Source organism: Serratia sp. CoH_134_PS_4 (genome assembly GCF_058190535.1).
On sequence record NZ_JBXWKI010000003.1, the window covers coordinates 93778 to 110718 of the forward strand.

General features: G+C 54.6%; 15 protein-coding genes. 13 read left to right on the forward strand and 2 right to left on the reverse strand.

Features of this window, described 5'->3' with window-relative positions:
- Positions 1 to 3 precede the first annotated feature (3 nt).
- The 10 genes from infB to yedF all read left to right on the forward strand — a co-directional run bounded on the left by infB (position 4) and on the right by yedF (position 11767).
- Positions 4 to 2691 (forward strand): translation initiation factor IF-2, encoded by a 2688-nt coding sequence (gene infB / locus AC2FCQ_RS07435; RefSeq protein ID WP_209634351.1) that lies wholly within the window; start codon positions 4 to 6, stop codon positions 2689 to 2691.
- Positions 2692 to 2759: 68 nt separating this feature from the next.
- Positions 2760 to 3170, forward strand: coding sequence for a 30S ribosome-binding factor RbfA (gene rbfA / locus AC2FCQ_RS07440; RefSeq protein WP_037423156.1), 411 nt, complete (start codon positions 2760 to 2762; stop codon positions 3168 to 3170).
- Entirely contained in the window at positions 3170 to 4114 is a 945-nt protein-coding gene (truB, locus tag AC2FCQ_RS07445) for a tRNA pseudouridine(55) synthase TruB (RefSeq protein ID WP_209634356.1), read from the forward strand. The genes rbfA and truB overlap by 1 nt, the downstream gene beginning before the upstream one ends.
- A 124-nt stretch (positions 4115 to 4238) precedes the next feature.
- On the forward strand, positions 4239 to 4508 hold the full coding sequence (gene rpsO / locus AC2FCQ_RS07450; protein WP_012004950.1) for a 30S ribosomal protein S15: 270 nt from the start codon (positions 4239 to 4241) through the stop codon (positions 4506 to 4508).
- A gap of 255 nt (positions 4509 to 4763) precedes the next feature.
- Positions 4764 to 6881, forward strand: coding sequence for a polyribonucleotide nucleotidyltransferase (gene pnp, locus AC2FCQ_RS07455; protein ID WP_209634358.1), 2118 nt, complete (start codon positions 4764 to 4766; stop codon positions 6879 to 6881).
- A 137-nt stretch (positions 6882 to 7018) separates the two neighbouring features.
- The gene (gene nlpI, locus AC2FCQ_RS07460) at positions 7019 to 7903 is read left to right on the forward strand and encodes a lipoprotein NlpI (protein WP_012004952.1); all 885 of its coding nucleotides are present in this window, start codon (positions 7019 to 7021) and stop codon (positions 7901 to 7903) included.
- 244 nt (positions 7904 to 8147) lie between these two features.
- Positions 8148 to 8222, forward strand: coding sequence for a protein YrbN (yrbN, locus tag AC2FCQ_RS07465; RefSeq protein ID WP_223499600.1), 75 nt, complete (start codon positions 8148 to 8150; stop codon positions 8220 to 8222).
- The gene (locus AC2FCQ_RS07470; RefSeq protein ID WP_209634360.1) at positions 8212 to 10170 is read left to right on the forward strand and encodes a DEAD/DEAH family ATP-dependent RNA helicase; all 1959 of its coding nucleotides are present in this window, start codon (positions 8212 to 8214) and stop codon (positions 10168 to 10170) included. Before yrbN ends, AC2FCQ_RS07470 begins: the two co-directional genes overlap by 11 nt.
- Before the next feature lie 146 nt (positions 10171 to 10316).
- Complete coding sequence (gene yedE, locus AC2FCQ_RS07475) at positions 10317 to 11531, forward strand: selenium metabolism membrane protein YedE/FdhT (protein ID WP_490307963.1); 1215 nt, start codon at positions 10317 to 10319, stop codon at positions 11529 to 11531.
- Complete coding sequence (gene yedF, locus AC2FCQ_RS07480; RefSeq protein WP_004952879.1) at positions 11528 to 11767, forward strand: sulfurtransferase-like selenium metabolism protein YedF; 240 nt, start codon at positions 11528 to 11530, stop codon at positions 11765 to 11767. The genes yedE and yedF overlap by 4 nt, the downstream gene beginning before the upstream one ends.
- Positions 11768 to 11801: 34 nt before the next feature.
- On the opposite strand, the gene AC2FCQ_RS07485 is transcribed toward yedF, so the two are convergent.
- On the reverse strand, positions 11802 to 12815 hold the full coding sequence (locus AC2FCQ_RS07485) for a luciferase-like monooxygenase (RefSeq protein WP_490307964.1): 1014 nt from the start codon (positions 12813 to 12815) through the stop codon (positions 11802 to 11804).
- Positions 12816 to 13040: 225 nt separating this feature from the next.
- Here AC2FCQ_RS07485 and AC2FCQ_RS07490 point away from each other — a divergent pair, with 225 nt between their 5' ends.
- From AC2FCQ_RS07490 to AC2FCQ_RS07500, 3 genes are read left to right on the forward strand one after another with little or no spacing between them, the layout of a single operon-like run.
- Positions 13041 to 14012, forward strand: a complete 972-nt coding sequence (locus tag AC2FCQ_RS07490) for an HlyD family secretion protein (protein ID WP_209634367.1) — start codon at positions 13041 to 13043, stop codon at positions 14010 to 14012.
- Positions 13994 to 15148, forward strand: a complete 1155-nt coding sequence (locus AC2FCQ_RS07495) for an ABC transporter permease (RefSeq protein WP_209634369.1) — start codon at positions 13994 to 13996, stop codon at positions 15146 to 15148. The genes AC2FCQ_RS07490 and AC2FCQ_RS07495 overlap by 19 nt, the downstream gene beginning before the upstream one ends.
- Entirely contained in the window at positions 15145 to 16284 is a 1140-nt protein-coding gene (locus AC2FCQ_RS07500; protein ID WP_209634371.1) for an ABC transporter permease, read from the forward strand. Before AC2FCQ_RS07495 ends, AC2FCQ_RS07500 begins: the two co-directional genes overlap by 4 nt.
- A gap of 15 nt (positions 16285 to 16299) precedes the next feature.
- On the opposite strand, the gene AC2FCQ_RS07505 is transcribed toward AC2FCQ_RS07500, so the two are convergent.
- Positions 16300 to 16935, reverse strand: a complete 636-nt coding sequence (locus tag AC2FCQ_RS07505) for a CerR family C-terminal domain-containing protein (protein WP_490307965.1) — start codon at positions 16933 to 16935, stop codon at positions 16300 to 16302.
- Between the last annotated feature and the right edge of the window lie 6 nt (positions 16936 to 16941).

Sequence of the window (16941 nt, forward strand, 5' to 3'; positions counted from 1 at the left end):
AGCATGACGACAGATGTAACCGTAAAATCGCTGGCAGCAGAGATTCAGACTCCAGTTGATCGCCTGGTACAGCAGTTTGCTGATGCAGGGATTAACAAGTCTGAGACAGACTCTGTAACCCAACATGAGAAAGAAGCTTTACTGGCGCACTTGAACCGTGAACACGGTAGCGCGCCGGGTAAGCTCACGTTGCAGCGCAAAACGCGCAGCACCTTGAATATTCCGAGCACCGGCGGTAAAAGTAAATCGGTGCAAATTGAGGTCCGCAAGAAACGCACTTATGTAAATCGCGATACGCCAGAAGCCCAACAGGCTGAAGCGGCAGAGCAGGCACAGCGTGAAGCGGAAGAGCAGGCACAGCGCGCAGCAGAAGAGCTAGCGAAACGCGAAGCAGAAGCAAAGCGCGTAGCCGAAGAGCAAGCCAAACGTGAGGCCGCGGAGATTGCTAAGCGTAATTCAGCGGAAAAAGAAAAAGTGACGAATCAACATACCGACGAAATGACCAAGCCAGCTCAGGCAGAAAAAGCACGCCGTGAAGCCGAAGCCGCCGAACTGAAACGTAAAGCGGAAGAGGAAGTACGACGTAAGGTTGAAGAAGACGCCAAACGTGTCGCGGAAGAAGCGCGCCGCATGGCCGAAGAGAACGGTGAGAAGTGGGCCGAAGCTGAAGCAGCAAGCGCTGCGGTTGAAACAGCCGACTACCACGTGACCACCTCTCAGCACGCCCGTGCAGCCGAAGACGAAAACGACGCTAAAGTTGAAGGCGAACGCCGCAGCCGTACGCGTGGCGGTAAAGCAACCAAGCAGAAGAAAGGCAACAAGCTTTCCGAGTCTAAAGCAGACCGTGAAGAAGCGCGCGCCGTTACCCGTGGTGGTAAAGGCAAGCGTAAGCCAAGCACTCTGCAGCAGGGCTTCAACAAGCCGGCTCAAGTGGTTAACCGTGACGTTGTGATCGGTGAAACCATCACCGTAGCTGAACTGGCTAACAAGATGGCGGTTAAAGGCTCTCAGGTCATCAAAGCGATGATGAAACTGGGCGCAATGGCCACTATCAACCAGGTCATCGATCAGGAAACCGCACAGCTGGTTGCCGAAGAGATGGGCCACAAAGTTATCCTGCGTCGTGAGAACGAGCTGGAAGAAGCGCTGATGAGCGATCGTGATACCGGTGCCGCTGCTGAGCCACGTGCGCCAGTTGTGACCATCATGGGCCACGTTGACCACGGTAAAACTTCTCTGCTGGACTACATCCGCTCCACCAAAGTGGCAGCAGGCGAGGCCGGCGGTATTACCCAGCATATCGGTGCTTACCACGTAGAAACCGAAAACGGCATGATCACCTTCCTGGATACCCCAGGCCACGCAGCGTTTACCTCAATGCGTGCCCGTGGTGCTCAGGCGACTGACATCGTTGTTCTGGTTGTTGCTGCCGACGACGGCGTGATGCCGCAAACCATCGAAGCTATCCAGCATGCGAAAGCAGCGCAGGTGCCGTTGGTTGTTGCAGTGAACAAGATTGACAAGCCAGAAGCTGATCCAGACCGCGTTAAGCAGGAACTGTCCCAGTACGGCGTTATGCCGGAAGAGTGGGGCGGCGAAGCACAGTTCGTCCACGTATCTGCGAAAGCCGGTACCGGTATCGACGAACTGCTGAACGCAATCTTGTTGCAGTCTGAAGTGCTTGAACTGAAAGCAGTTCGCAGCGGCATGGCAAGCGGCGTGGTTATCGAATCCTTCTTGGATAAAGGTCGTGGTCCGGTTGCTACCGTACTGGTACAAGAAGGTACGCTGAATAAAGGCGATATCGTTCTGTGTGGTTTCGAATACGGCCGCGTACGTGCGATGCGTGACGAACTGGGTCGTGAAGTGACCTCTGCGGGTCCTTCTATTCCGGTTGAGATCCTGGGCCTGTCCAGCGTTCCTGCTGCCGGTGATGAAGCGACTGTTGTGCGTGACGAGAAGAAAGCGCGTGAAGTTGCGCTGTACCGTCAAGGCAAGTTCCGTGAAGTTAAACTGGCGCGTCAGCAGAAATCTAAACTGGAAAACATGTTTGCGAACATGACCGACGGTGAAGTTTCTGAGCTGAACATCGTACTGAAATCTGACGTACAGGGTTCTTGTGAAGCCATTATGGATTCACTGCTGAAACTCTCTACCGACGAAGTGAAAGTGAAGATTGTTGGCTCCGGTGTCGGTGGTATCACTGAAACCGACGCAACGCTGGCAGCCGCTTCCAACGCCATCATCCTGGGCTTCAACGTCCGTGCCGACGCTTCTGCGCGCCGCGTGATTGAAGCAGAAAGCCTGGATCTGCGTTACTACTCCGTGATCTATAACCTGATCGACGAAGTGAAGCAGGCGATGAGCGGTATGTTGGCGCCTGAGTACAAGCAGCAGATTATCGGCCTGGCCGAAGTACGTGACGTGTTCAAATCCCCTAAATTTGGTGCCATTGCAGGTTGTATGGTTACCGAGGGTAACATCAAGCGTCACAACCCAATCCGCGTTCTGCGCGACAACGTGGTTATCTATGAAGGCGAGCTGGAATCCCTGCGCCGCTTCAAAGATGACGTTAACGAAGTCCGTAACGGCATGGAATGTGGTATCGGCGTTAAGAACTACAACGACGTGCGCGTCGGCGACATGATCGAAGTGTTCGAAATCATCGAGATCCAACGCACCATCGCTTAACGCTAGCACATCTGCTTAAGTCTGTTCTGGGGGGCCTTGTGCCCCCCGATTTGTCTGGAGAATCCAAAATGGCAAAAGAATTCAGCCGCGGTCAGCGCGTGGCACAAGAGATGCAAAAAGAGATTGCTATCATTCTGCAGCGTGAAGTCAAAGATCCGCGTATCGGCATGGCTACCGTTTCTGGTGTAGAAGTTTCTCGTGATTTGGCCTACGCCAAAGTTTATGTCACCTTCCTGAACGTGTTGACCGAAAACGCCGATCCGGAACTGGTGCCTAACGGCATTAAAGCATTGCAAGACGCTTCCGGTTATATCCGCACGCTGCTGGGTAAAGCTATGCGCCTGCGTGTCGTTCCAGAGTTGACCTTCGCGTACGACAACTCCCTGGTTGAAGGCATGCGCATGTCTAACCTGGTCACCAACGTCGTGAAGAAGGACGTCGAACGCCGTTCCGCATCAGGCGATGACGAGGAGGCTTAATGAGTCGCCCTCGTCGCCGCGGCCGTGATATCCACGGTGTCCTGCTGTTGGACAAATCGCAGGGCTTGTCATCCAACGACGCCCTGCAAAAAGTAAAACGTCTCTATAACGCCAACCGCGCGGGCCACACGGGTGCGCTCGATCCGCTGGCGACCGGTATGCTGCCGATCTGTCTCGGTGAGGCGACCAAGTTTTCACAGTTCCTGCTCGATTCCGATAAACGTTATCGTGTTATCGCCCGTCTTGGTCAGCGTACGGATACTTCGGATGCCGATGGTCAAATCGTGCAAGAGCGTCCGGTGAATTTCACCCAAGCCCAGCTTGACGTAGCGCTTGAAAGCTTCCGTGGCGATATCAAGCAAGTGCCTTCGATGTACTCAGCGCTGAAGTATCAAGGCAAGAAACTCTATGAGTATGCACGCCAGGGTATTGAAGTTCCACGTGAAGCACGCAGCATTACCGTTTACGAGCTGCAATTTATTCGCTGGGAAGGGGATGAGCTGGAGCTGGAGATTCACTGCTCAAAAGGCACTTACATCCGCACCATCACCGATGACCTCGGCGAGCTGTTAGGCTGCGGTGCGCATGTGATCTACCTGCGTCGTCTGCAGGTGGCGACCTATCCGACCGAACGCATGGTCACGCTGGAGCAGTTGAACGCACTGATGGAGCAAGCCCAGGCGCAGGAAATCGCGCCGGCAGAATTGCTCGATCCGCTGCTGATGCCGATGGATAGCCCGGTTGAAAACTACCCGGAAGTGAACCTGCTGCCCGTTGTTGCGGGTTACGTCAAGCAGGGGCAGCCGGTACAGGTCGCCGGCGCACCGGCTTCAGGTATGGTGCGCATCACTGAAGGTGAAGAACGTAAATTTATCGGCGTGGGTGATATTGCCGATGATGGTCGTGTGGCGCCGCGCCGCCTGGTCGTCGAATATTTCGACTGAGGGTAGAAAGCGCGCTGCCTTGCGATCGCACTGCGCTAAGAGTAGAATGGCGCAGCTTATGCATTGGGTTGCTGAATTAGAGATCGGCGCCTGTATTTATTATCTATAATTCTGGAGTATGACAATGTCTCTAAGTGTTGAAGCTAAAGCTAAAATCGTAGCTGATTTCGGTCGTGGTACTAACGACAGCGGTTCTTCCGAAGTTCAGGTTGCCCTGTTGACTGCGCAGATCAACCATCTGCAAGGCCACTTCTCAGAGCACAAAAAAGATCACCACAGCCGTCGTGGTCTGCTGCGTATGGTTTCTCAGCGTCGTAAGCTGCTGGACTACCTGAAGCGTAAAGATGTAGCACGTTACACCAGCCTGATCGAGCGTCTGGGTCTGCGTCGCTAATCTAGCGAGTTTCAGTGGAAAGGGGCCTATTTTGGCCCCTTTCTTCTAGGAAGCATAAGCAAATCAGGTTAATGTATTACTGATGTTTCCAAATAGGATCTTCCATTACAGAGGTTCGCGCGGCTAATGAGAGGCTTTGTCTCAGGCTTGAGATAAGGATTGTCATTAGTCGCGAGGATGTAGTGAGAAGGCAAGTCGAGTCACTGGCGTGTCGAGTCGTCAATACGATTGCGCGCCTAATCAAAGGATATAATTTTGCTGACACCGATCATTCGCAAATTCCAGTATGGCCAGCATACCGTCACTATTGAGACGGGCATGATGGCTCGTCAGGCCACTGCCGCTGTTATGGTGAGCATGGATGACACCGCCGTATTCGTTACCGTGGTTGGCCAGAAAAAAGCCAAACCAGGCCAGAGCTTCTTCCCACTGACTGTTAACTATCAGGAGCGTACCTACGCTGCTGGTCGTATCCCAGGCAGCTTCTTCCGTCGTGAAGGCCGCCCGAGCGAAGGCGAAACGCTGACTTCACGTCTGATTGACCGCCCAATCCGCCCACTGTTCCCAGACAGCTTCCTGAACGAAGTTCAGGTGATTGCGACCGTTGTTTCTGTAAACCCACAGGTTAACCCAGACATCGTTGCGATGATCGGTGCCTCTGCAGCCCTGAGCCTGTCCGGTATTCCGTTCAATGGCCCAATCGGTGCAGCGCGCGTCGGTTACATCAACAGCCAGTACGTGCTGAACCCAACCACCGACGAGCTGAAAGAAAGCAGCCTGGACTTGGTGGTGGCGGGTACCGCGGGTGCAGTGCTGATGGTTGAATCCGAAGCAGACGTTCTGAGCGAAGATCAAATGTTGGGCGCGGTGGTATTTGGCCACGAACAACAGCAGGTTGTTATCGAGAACATCAATTCTCTGGTTGCTGAAGCGGGCAAACCTAAGTGGGATTGGCAGGCACCTGCCATCAATGAAGCGCTGCACGCGCGCGTTGCAGAACTGGCAGAAGCCCGTCTGGGCGACGCTTATCACATCACCGAGAAACAAGAGCGCTATGCTCAGGTAGATGCGATTAAGAGCAGCGTTGTTGAAACCCTGCTGGCGCAAGACGAAACTCTGGACGTGTCTGAAATTCAGGACATCCTGGGCAGCGTTGAGAAAAACGTCGTTCGTAGCCGCGTACTGCGTGGCGAACCGCGTATCGATGGCCGTGAAAAAGACATGATTCGTGGCCTGGACGTGCGCACTGGCGTTCTGCCGCGTACTCACGGTTCCGCACTGTTCACCCGTGGTGAAACTCAGGCTCTGGTTACTGCAACGCTGGGTACTGCCCGTGATGCACAGAATCTGGATGAGCTGATGGGCGAGAAGACCGACAGCTTCCTGTTCCACTACAACTTCCCTCCGTACTCCGTTGGTGAGACTGGGATGGTGGGTTCGCCTAAACGTCGTGAAATTGGTCACGGTCGCCTGGCGAAACGTGGCGTATTAGCTATGATGCCTAAAGCAGAAGATTTCCCGTACACGGTGCGTGTGGTTTCTGAAATCACCGAATCTAACGGTTCTTCTTCCATGGCTTCAGTCTGTGGCGCTTCTCTGGCGCTGATGGACGCAGGTGTGCCAATCAAGGCTGCTGTTGCGGGTATCGCAATGGGCCTGGTGAAAGAACAAGACAACTTTGTTGTTCTGTCCGACATTCTGGGTGACGAAGACCACCTGGGCGACATGGACTTCAAAGTGGCCGGTAGCCGCGACGGTATCACCGCGCTGCAGATGGACATTAAAATTGAAGGCATCACCCGCGAAATCATGCAGGTGGCACTGAACCAAGCCAAGGGCGCACGTCTGCACATCCTGGGCGTGATGGAACAGGCTATCAGCACTCCGCGTGGCGATATCTCTCAGTTTGCACCACGTATTCATACTATCCGCATTAACCCGGATAAGATCAAAGACGTGATTGGTAAAGGCGGTTCTGTCATCCGTGCGTTGACTGAAGAGACCGGCACTACCATTGAAATCGAAGATGATGGTACAGTTAAAATCGCTGCTACCGACGGTGAGAAAGCGAAATTCGCTATTCGCCGCATCGAAGAGATCACTGCTGAGATCGAAGTTGGCCGTATTTACCAGGGTAAAGTTACCCGTATCGTTGATTTCGGCGCATTCGTGGCGATCGGCGGCGGTAAAGAAGGCCTGGTTCACATCTCTCAAATCGCTGACAAGCGTGTTGAGAAAGTGACCGACTATCTGCAAATGGGTCAGGAAGTGCCTGTGAAGGTACTGGAAGTTGACCGTCAGGGCCGTGTGCGTCTGAGCATCAAAGAAGCGACCGCACCAGAAGCAGGTTCACCTGCGCCTGAAGCAGAATAAGTAGAAAAACTGTATAGATAGATTTACAGCTCCCCGCCATGGGGTTGGGAGCTGTTCGTATCGCGCGGGTAGGATGCCTGCGTATTAGCAAACGGATGACAGGACGTTCATCCAATGTTTGTCTTCGGGAGTGGGAAATGAAGCCTTTCTTGCGCTGGTGTTACGTTGCGACAGCACTCATGCTGGCAGGATGCAGCAACCATGATTGGCGTAAAGACGAAGTTTTGGCAATCCCGTTGCAGCCAACTCTGCAGCAGGAAGTGATCCTGGCGCGCATGGAACAAATACTTGCCAGCCGGGCACTGACGGACGATGAGCGTGCGCAGCTTTTATATGAGCGCGGTGTGTTGTATGATAGCCTCGGGCTACGTGCATTAGCGCGCAATGATTTCTCGCAAGCGCTAGCAATACGTCCTGATATGCCAGAAGTTTTCAACTACCTGGGCATTTACTTAACGCAGGCAGGCAATTTTGATGCTGCCTATGAAGCGTTTGATTCTGTACTAGAGCTTGATCCAACTTACAATTACGCGCGTTTAAACCGGGGCATCGCACTGTATTATGGCGGCCGCTTCCCGTTGGCGCAGGATGATCTGCAGGCGTTTTATCAAGACGACCCAAACGATCCCTTCCGTTCGTTGTGGCTGTATCTTGTGGAAAGAGAAATCGATCCCAAGAAGGCTGACGTAGCGCTCCAGCAGCGTTATGACAAAGCGAACCGAGGGCAATGGGGATGGAATATTGTCGAATTCTACCTGGGCAACATTAGCGAAAAAACGCTGATGGAACGCCTCAAGGCAGATGCAACGGATAACACTTCGCTCGCTGAGCATCTCAGTGAAACTGACTTCTATTTAGGTAAACATTACCTAAGTCTGGGGGACAAGGACACCGCTTCGGCGCTGTTCAAACTGACGGTTGCTAACAACGTTCATAATTTCGTTGAGCACCGCTATGCATTGTTGGAATTGGCGCTGTTGGGCCAAGAACAAGACGACCTATCGGAATCGGACCAGCAATAGCTGACGAACACCTCTACCCAAAAGATTTCACGTTGCGGCAAGGCGGCAATCTAACGAATCCCTGGGAGCTTAGTTCACTAAGTGACGAGGATGAGGGAGAGCAGCTAACACAGCAGCTTGGAAGATGAAGGGTAATCAGCCTGATTGACATTGGTTTTATCGCCAAAGTTATCGCCTTTACGGGCGAGGGCTTTTTTGTTCGTTTTATAATCTAATTTGAGCCGGTTCACACTTTTCAATGAAAATGACTGAAAATTTTCTCGACGAGTTATGTAGACTGGCTGCCATTATTAATGAGGCACGTGTACATGACTACTGAGCTTGAAACCTCTTTTGTTGACCTGGGGCTGTCTGCTCCTATCATTTCTGCCCTGACCGATCTGGGCTACGAAAAACCATCACCGATCCAGGCTGAGTGTATTCCTCACCTGTTGAACGGCCGTGATGTGCTGGGCATGGCACAGACCGGTAGCGGTAAAACTGCAGCATTCTCGCTGCCACTGTTGCACAACCTTGACGCTTCCCTGAAAGCACCTCAGATCCTGGTGCTGGCACCGACCCGCGAACTGGCGGTTCAGGTTGCTGAAGCGATGACCGATTTCTCTAAACACATGCATGGCGTTAACGTCGTGGCCCTGTACGGCGGCCAGCGTTATGACGTGCAGCTGCGCGCTCTGCGTCAGGGCCCGCAAATCGTAGTAGGGACTCCAGGCCGTCTGCTGGACCACCTGAAGCGTGGCACCCTGAACCTCTCTAACCTGAGCGGTCTGGTACTGGATGAAGCCGACGAAATGCTGCGCATGGGCTTCATCGAAGACGTAGAAACCATCATGGCGGAGATCCCGGCTGAACATCAGACCGCGCTGTTCTCTGCAACTATGCCGGAAGCGATCCGTCGCATTACCCGCCGCTTTATGAAAGAGCCGCAGGAAGTGCGCATCCAATCCAGCATCACTACCCGTCCGGACATCAGCCAGAGTTACTGGACTGTACAGGGCATGCGTAAAAACGAAGCGCTGGTGCGTTTCCTGGAAGCTGAAGATTTTGATGCGGCGATTATTTTCGTTCGTACCAAAAACGCGACCCTGGAAGTGGCTGAAGCGCTGGAGCGCAGTGGCTACAACAGCGCCGCGCTGAACGGTGACATGAACCAGGCCCTGCGTGAGCAAACCCTGGAGCGTCTGAAGAGTGGCCGTCTGGACATTCTGATCGCGACCGACGTTGCGGCTCGTGGCCTGGACGTTGAGCGTATCAGCCTGGTTGTAAACTATGATATCCCTATGGATTCAGAGTCTTACGTTCACCGTATCGGCCGTACCGGTCGTGCTGGTCGTGCCGGCCGTGCGCTGCTGTTCGTAGAAAACCGCGAACGTCGCCTGCTGCGCAACATCGAACGCACCATGAAGCTGACCATTCCAGAAGTAGAACTGCCAAATGCAGAACTGCTGGGTGAGCGTCGTCTGGCCAAGTTCGCCGCTAAAGTACAGCAACAGCTGGAAAGCAGCGATCTGGACATGTACCGCGCACTGCTGGCTAAACTGCAACCGGAAGAAGAGCTGGAAATGGAAACGCTGGCCGCAGCACTGCTGAAAATGGCCCAGGGTGAACGTCCTCTGATTCTGCCACCGGATCCTGTATTCAAACCGCGTCAACGTCGTGAATTCAACGACCGTGACGATCGTGGTAACGACCGTCGTCGTGATTCACGTCCAGACAGCCGTGATGGTGGCGCTGAGCGTCCACGTCGTGAACGTCGTGACGTTGGCGAAATGCAGCTGTACCGCATTGAAGTGGGCCGTGATGATGGCGTGGAAGTTCGTCATATCGTTGGCGCGATCGCTAACGAAGGCGACATCAGCAGCCGTTACATCGGTAACATCAAGCTGTTCGCTGGCCACTCTACTATTGAGCTGCCAAAAGGTATGCCGGGCGAGATCCTGTCTCACTTCACCCGTACCCGTATCTTGAACAAACCGATGAACATGCAACTGCTGGGTGATGCACAGCCGCATGAGCGTCGTGAGCGTCCTGCTTCTGCCGGTAACGGCGAGCGTCGTGGCGGTGGTCGTCCATTCAACGGCGAACGTCGTGAAGGGGCAAACCCAGGTCGTCGTTCTTTCGGTGATCGTCGTGAAGGCGGTGCTGCTGCACCTGCTGGCAACGGTGGCGAGCGTCGTGGCGGCAACTTCAACCGTGATGGCCAGCGCGCACCACGTCGTGATGACGCCGCTCCGGCTACACCACGTCGTCGCTTCGGTGATGCATAACGCCTGATTTAACCGTTCGCGGTGAGTCGGACTAAAAACCAGCCTTCGGGCTGGTTTTTTTATGCCTGAAATTCACCATGAAGTGCAGGAAAATGGCGTATCATTTATAAGGTTTTTTCTTATGGATACTATGCACGGGAGATGCCATGAGTTGGCAGCAGTTTAAGTCTCAATACCTGGTGCGTTTTTGGGCACCTTTACCCGCGGTGATTGCTGCGGGGATCCTCTCTACCTATTACTTCGGCCTGACCGGTACCTTCTGGGCGGTAACGGGGGAATTTACCCGTTGGGGCGGCCATGTATTGCAATGGTTTGGTTTCCACCCTGAACAATGGGGTTACTTCAAAGTCATTGGCCTTGAGGGGACGCCGCTGCAACGCATTGATGGCCGGATGATCATCGGCATGTTCGCCGGCTGTATCGCTGCGGCGCTGTGGGCCAATAACATCAAGCTGCGGCAGCCACAGCATCGTATCCGTATTGTACAAGCGCTGCTGGGCGGTATTATCGCCGGTTTTGGGGCGCGTCTCGCGATGGGTTGCAATCTGGCTGCGTTCTTTACCGGTATTCCTCAGTTCTCGCTCCACGCTTGGTTCTTCGCGTTGGCAACCGCCGCGGGCTCTTACTTTGGCGCTAAATTTACCCTGTTGCCCATGTTCCGCATCCCGATAAAATTACAGAAAGTGAAGGCTGCCGCACCATTGACGCAAAAGCCGGAGCAGGCTCGTCGCCGCTTCCGTTTGGGGATGGTGATTTTCTTCCTGTCGATTGCCTGGTCATTGTGGACGTTATTTGATGCGCCGAAGCTGGGTATTGCCATGTTGTTTGGTATCGGTTTTGGCCTGTTGATTGAACGCGCACAGATCTGCTTTACCTCGGCGTTTCGTGATTTATGGATCACCGGACGTACTCATATGGCAAAAGCGATCATCATCGGCATGGCGGTCAGCGCCATTGGCATTTTCAGTTATGTGCAACTGGGTGTGGCGCCGAAAATCATGTGGGCCGGCCCGAATGCGGTACTTGGCGGCCTGCTGTTCGGCTTTGGCATCGTGCTGGCCGGTGGTTGTGAAACCGGCTGGATGTATCGGGCGGTGGAAGGGCAAGTCCACTATTGGTGGGTCGGGCTGGGTAATATTATCGGGGCCACGCTGTTGGCTTACTATTGGGATGATTTGGCCCCGGCATTGGCGACGGATTACGACAAAGTCAATTTACTCGATACCTTCGGTCCTATCGGAGGGTTGCTTGTGACCTACCTGCTGCTGGCATTGGCATTTGCCGCGATGCTGTGGTGGGAGAAGCGTTTTTTCCGCGCGAAACCCAATGCGCAGGTGGTTAATTTAAGGAGTATGTCATGAAGCAAGCGGCGATAGTGCCGGATTACCGGCTGGATATGCTCGGCGAGCCTTGTCCTTATCCGGCGGTGGCGACGCTGGAGGCGATGCCGCAGTTGAAGCCGGGGGAAATCCTGGAGGTAATCAGCGATTGCCCGCAGTCGATCAACAACATTCCTCTCGATGCGCGCAACCATGGCTACAAGGTGCTGGATATCCAACAGGACGGGCCGACCATCCGTTATTTAATCCAGCGCTGATAAAATGAGGGCGCCGTGCAGGCGCCCGAGTCGTTTAGCCTTTCACCAGATCGCCTTTGACTGCGGCAACAATCTCAAACGAATGTAGCCGTGCCTGATGATCAAAAATCTGGCCGTTGACCATGATTTCATCCGCGCCGGTTTCGCGCAGTAATGTCTGAAATCCGTTACGAACCGTGCTTTCATTCCCGACAATCGACATGCGCAACGCCTGATCGACCCCGTATTGCTCCCCGGCTGTCCACAGCGCGTGGATATTGTCCACTGGCGCTGGCAGCGGGCCCGGCGAGCCGCGGCGCAGATTAATAAATTGCTGCTGCATCGAGGTAAACAGGAAGCGCGCATCGGCATCGCTGTCGGCAGCCACCACGTTGACGCATACCATGGCGTGCGGGTGTTGGCATTGTTCGGAGGCCTTGAAATTATCGCGGTACAGGTTCAGTGCCTGGAACAGCATCTCCGGCGCAAAGTGGGACGCGAAAGCAAATGGCAGGCCGAGCTTGGCTGCCAGTTGGGCGCTATACAGGCTGGAGCCCAATAGCCAGAGCGGTACATGTAATCCTTGCCCGGGGACGGCCTGCACCGGCTGTCCTGGCTGCGCATCGCAGAAGTAATGTTGCAGTTCTTGTACGTCGCGAGGGAAGTTATCCACTTCGCCGGACAGATGGCGCCGGAGTGCCATCATCGTGCGTTGATCGGTGCCGGGTGCGCGACCAAGGCCCAAATCGATACGCCCAGGGTACAGCGATTCCAGCGTACCGAATTGTTCGGCGATCACCAACGGCGAATGGTTAGGCAGCATTACGCCGCCGGAACCAAGACGAATGCTTTGGGTGCCGGCCGCAAGATAACCTAGCAGCACCGACGTTGCCGCGCTGCCGATGCCGGTCATATTGTGGTGTTCAGCCAGCCAATAGCGTTGGTAATCCCATTTCTCGGCGTGTTGTGCTAAATCTAAAGAGGCATGAAACGCATCACGCGGTTTGGCCCCTTGCGGGATGGGGGATAAATCCAGTACCGAAACCGGTACCGCAGTTTTTTCAGTCATGTCATCGTCCATCAAAGAGTTGATCGCTTAAAGGGCGATTGCAGGGATCTGCAAACTACAAAGCAGAATGTGCTTTTAGTGTTAAAAGCATAATCCAATTTATGGTTATAAAAGAGGATATATGTGCTTGTAATATCCTTATGATAAAAATGGTTTTTTGGGAGCTTATTGAAATATGGACGTGTTGATTTCCGCCTGCCGCTTACCGCTCAGGGAGCTGAGATAATGAAAAAAAAGACATTGTTTACCCTGCTATTGATGGTGGTAGCGATCGCCATGGCGATTTTGTTCCGTGCCCATAACCAAGACCTGCTGCTGCAAGGGGAAGTGGACGCACCCGAGGTGATTGTGGCGTCTAAGGCCAAGGGGCGGGTCGTAGAACGTTTAGTGGAACGTGGCGATGACGTGAAGGTCGGGCAGGTGATGATTCAGCTCGACAGCCCAGAGCTGATGGCCCAACTGCGCTCCGCACAGGCGACGCGGGACGAAGCCAAGGCGCAGCTCGATCAGTCGTTGCACGGGACGCGTGAAGAAAGCATCCGTAACTTGCGTGCCAATCTGGCGCAGGCCGAAGCGCAATACCGTAATGCACAGAACGATTACAACCGTAACTTGAGCGTATCCGGCAAAGGCTATATTTCAAAGTCTGAGCTGGACAGCTCACGCCGTGCGCGTGATACCGCCTTCCAGCAGGTGCAAGCGGCCAAAGCCAATCTGGATGAAGGCACCAACGGTGACCGTATCGAACTGCGGCAACAATACGCGGCGGCGTTGCGGGCGGCGGAAGAAAATCTGCTGCAAGTCAAAGCACAGACGGACGATTTGCAGGTGTTAGCGCCGGTCGATGGTGAAGTGGGGCCTATTCCGGCAGAGGTCGGGGAACTGTTGAACGCCGGTAGCCCGCTGTTGACGTTGATCCGCATTCCTGACGCCTATTTCGTGTTCAACCTGCGCGAAGACATTTTGGCCCATGTGCGCAAGGGCGATAAGATCAAAATGCGTGTACCGGCGCTGAAGGACAAAATGATTGAAGCCGAAGTACGCTATATCGCCCCACTGGGTGATTACGCCACCAAACGCGCCACGCGCGCTACCGGTGACTTCGATCTGAAAACGTTTGAAGTGCGTCTGTATCCGTCACAACCGGTGGAAGGCTTGCGTCCAGGGATGAGCAGCTTATGGCTATGGAAAGAGTAAGGGCCGGTTGGCGCTGTTTTAGCCACGCATTCGATAACGAATGTCGCATGGCCTTCCGCAGCCCGGTTGTACACTGGCTAAGCTGGATCTTTCCGTTGATCCTGTTTGGGCTGATCAGCAGTAACTTTTCGGAAGGGACCTTGCTGGATCTGCCTGTGTCGGTGGTGGATAACGATCACAGCTCATTGTCCAAGTCGTTGACCCGCAGGTTGGATGCCGGCTCACATGCCCATGTTGAAGCTTATAACGGTGGGTTGGCTGAGTCGCTGCATCGTCTGCGCAGTGCGCAAGATTACGCACTACTGTATGTGCCACCGGATTTTGAAGCCAACGCGCTGGCAGGCAAGCAGCCCAGCGTAGTGATGTACTACAACGCGTTGTTTTACGGTGCCGGTTTGTATTCCACCCAGGATTTCAGCGGGTTGATGGCTGAGATTAACGCCAGCTACCGCAGTATTATCGCGGGTGAGATGGGTAAGACGCTGCCGCCTTTGGCGGACGTGACGTTATCGTATGGCAGCTTGTTTAACGCCAGCGGCAGTTACATCTATTACCAGCAGTTTGCCGCCACCATCCATTTACTGCAGCTGTTTGTGGTGACCTGCACGATCTACGTTTTGGCGCGCAGTAAATCGCTGTTGAAAGCCCGCCCGTTCAGCTTGGCACTGCTCGGTAAACTGGCGCCCTATACCCTTTGTTTCACCAGTTTGCTGATGGTGGAGATTGCCGCGCTGGTCGGTATTTTTGATGCTCGCGTCAGCGGCAATCCGCTGTTCATGCTGATGATCGCTTTTTTCTATGTCATGGCGGCGCAAAGCATTGGCCTGCTGTTATTTACCTTCACCAGCACGACCATCACCGCTTACAGCCTGATCGCCATTTTGGTGAGTATCGCTTTGACCTTCTCGGGCATGGCGGTGCCGGAACTGTCGATGCCGCTGCCTGCGCGTATTATCTCCAATATCGAGCCGCTGACCCACGCACTGTACGCGATGTTTGACGTGTTCCTGCGGCAGGTGCCGGCCAGTGCCATTTTCAGTGTTTGTGCGTTGCTGTCGATTTATCCGCTGGTGGCTGGGCTGTTGGTGCGCAACCGGCTCTTGGTGCGGCTGCAAAAAGAAGGGAGCGCAGGATGAAGCTCTATTGGCAAACTTTCGTCCGGGTACTGCTCGGGATGCTTGAGCGGCCGATGTGGCTGATGTTGATCCTGTCGCTGTGCGTGATGAGTATGGTCTATGCCAACCGTACGGTATGGGATTTGCCGGTGGGTGTTATCGATCAGGATCACAGCACTGCCAGCCGTCAACTTATCCGTCAACTGGACGCCACATCGAAAATCGCCATCGTGACCTACGACAGCCTGGAACAGGCACAGCGCGATCTCGGTTGGCGCAAGCTGTTCGCGGTGATCATCATGCCGGTGGATCTGGAGAAGAAGATCCTGAGCGGCCAAAATATTGTGGTGCCGGTTTACGGCGATGCGACCAACCGCCTGGCTAATGGCCAGATCCAGCAGGACGTCGTAGCGGCCTATCAGCAACTGCTGACCCAGTACAACAACGGGCTGTTGCTGCGCAGCGGCTTCAGTGAGCGCCAGGCGCAGGTGATCCTGACGCCAATAGTGGGGCAGACGTTGGATGTGTTCAACCCGGGTATCAGCTTTGCGGCAATTATCTTCCCCGGCCTGTTGGTGATGCTTCTACAGCACTCACTGTTGATTGCCTGTGTGCGAGTCAGTATTGCCATGAAGAGTATGCCTGGTGGGAAAGCACCGCTGGCAGCACATCTGGGGGGGCTGACGGCGTTGCTGCCTATCTGGTTATTTTTGTCTATCGTGCTGTTTGTGCTGTGGCCATGGGTGCTTGGTTACCGGCAAACCGCGGGCATCGCGGAAATTCTGCTGCTGACGTTCCCGTTTTTGCTGGCGGTATTGGGGCTGGGCAAGCTTGTGACCGAGTGTCTGCGCAGCGTAGAGATGATCTACCTGACGCTGGCCTTTATTACCACGCCAATATTCTACCTCTCCGGTACCATTTGGCCGCTGCAGGCAATGCCGGGCTGGGTGCGGGCGATTTCCTATTGTATTCCCTCCACTTGGGCGACCAAAGCCGTTGCGGGGGTTAACCAGATGGGGCTTTCGTTGAACGAAGTCGGGGGTGACGTAGTGATGCTGCTGGTGCTGGGGATCATTTACACCCTGTTGGGCTTCGGTGTGGGCTTTATTCGCAACAGCGTGGCGTTGCGCGGGATGTTCAGGAAACGGCGGGCGTAACCAATGCCGCCGCGTTCAGCCTTGCGCGGCGGCGACTGACATCGTGCCAACCAGAGCGGCGATCTGCGCGATATCCTGTGGCGACAGCGCGTTTTCTCCCAGCCTTCGCAACAGCGCCTCGCGCGCGACGGCGAAGGACAACGCCTGGCCGAGTATCGCGTGCGCGCGCAGGATATTCTCTTTCAGGTCAGGTCGGTCGGAGCGGATCGCCGTGACCAGCTCGCTGACGGCATGATGCAGCGGTGAGAATAAACGGGTATGCAGAGCATCGAAATCCGCACTGGGCTGGAGCTGTTCTCGCGCCAACAACAGGCTGCTTGCCGCAGATGTTTCCGACCCCAGCAAGGCGGTGACGAAATCTTGCATCAATGACCGTAACCCTTCCGCCGGGGTTTGCCCGGCGAGTAGGCGGCGCGGCAAGGCCAAATGAGCGACAATGCTACCGGCTACATGTTCCAGCACCGCCAGATAGACGCCCTCCTTGCCGCCAAAATGGTAGGGAATGGCGGACTGATTCACCCCTGCCGCTTCGGCAAGTTGGCGGGTGCGCACGCCTTCGAGCCCATGTTTGCTGAACAGGCTCAAGCCTGCCCGGATAAGACGTTCCTGGGTTTCGCGGGTACGCTCATTGAGCCTGTCCTGATTCTGCATTGAAAC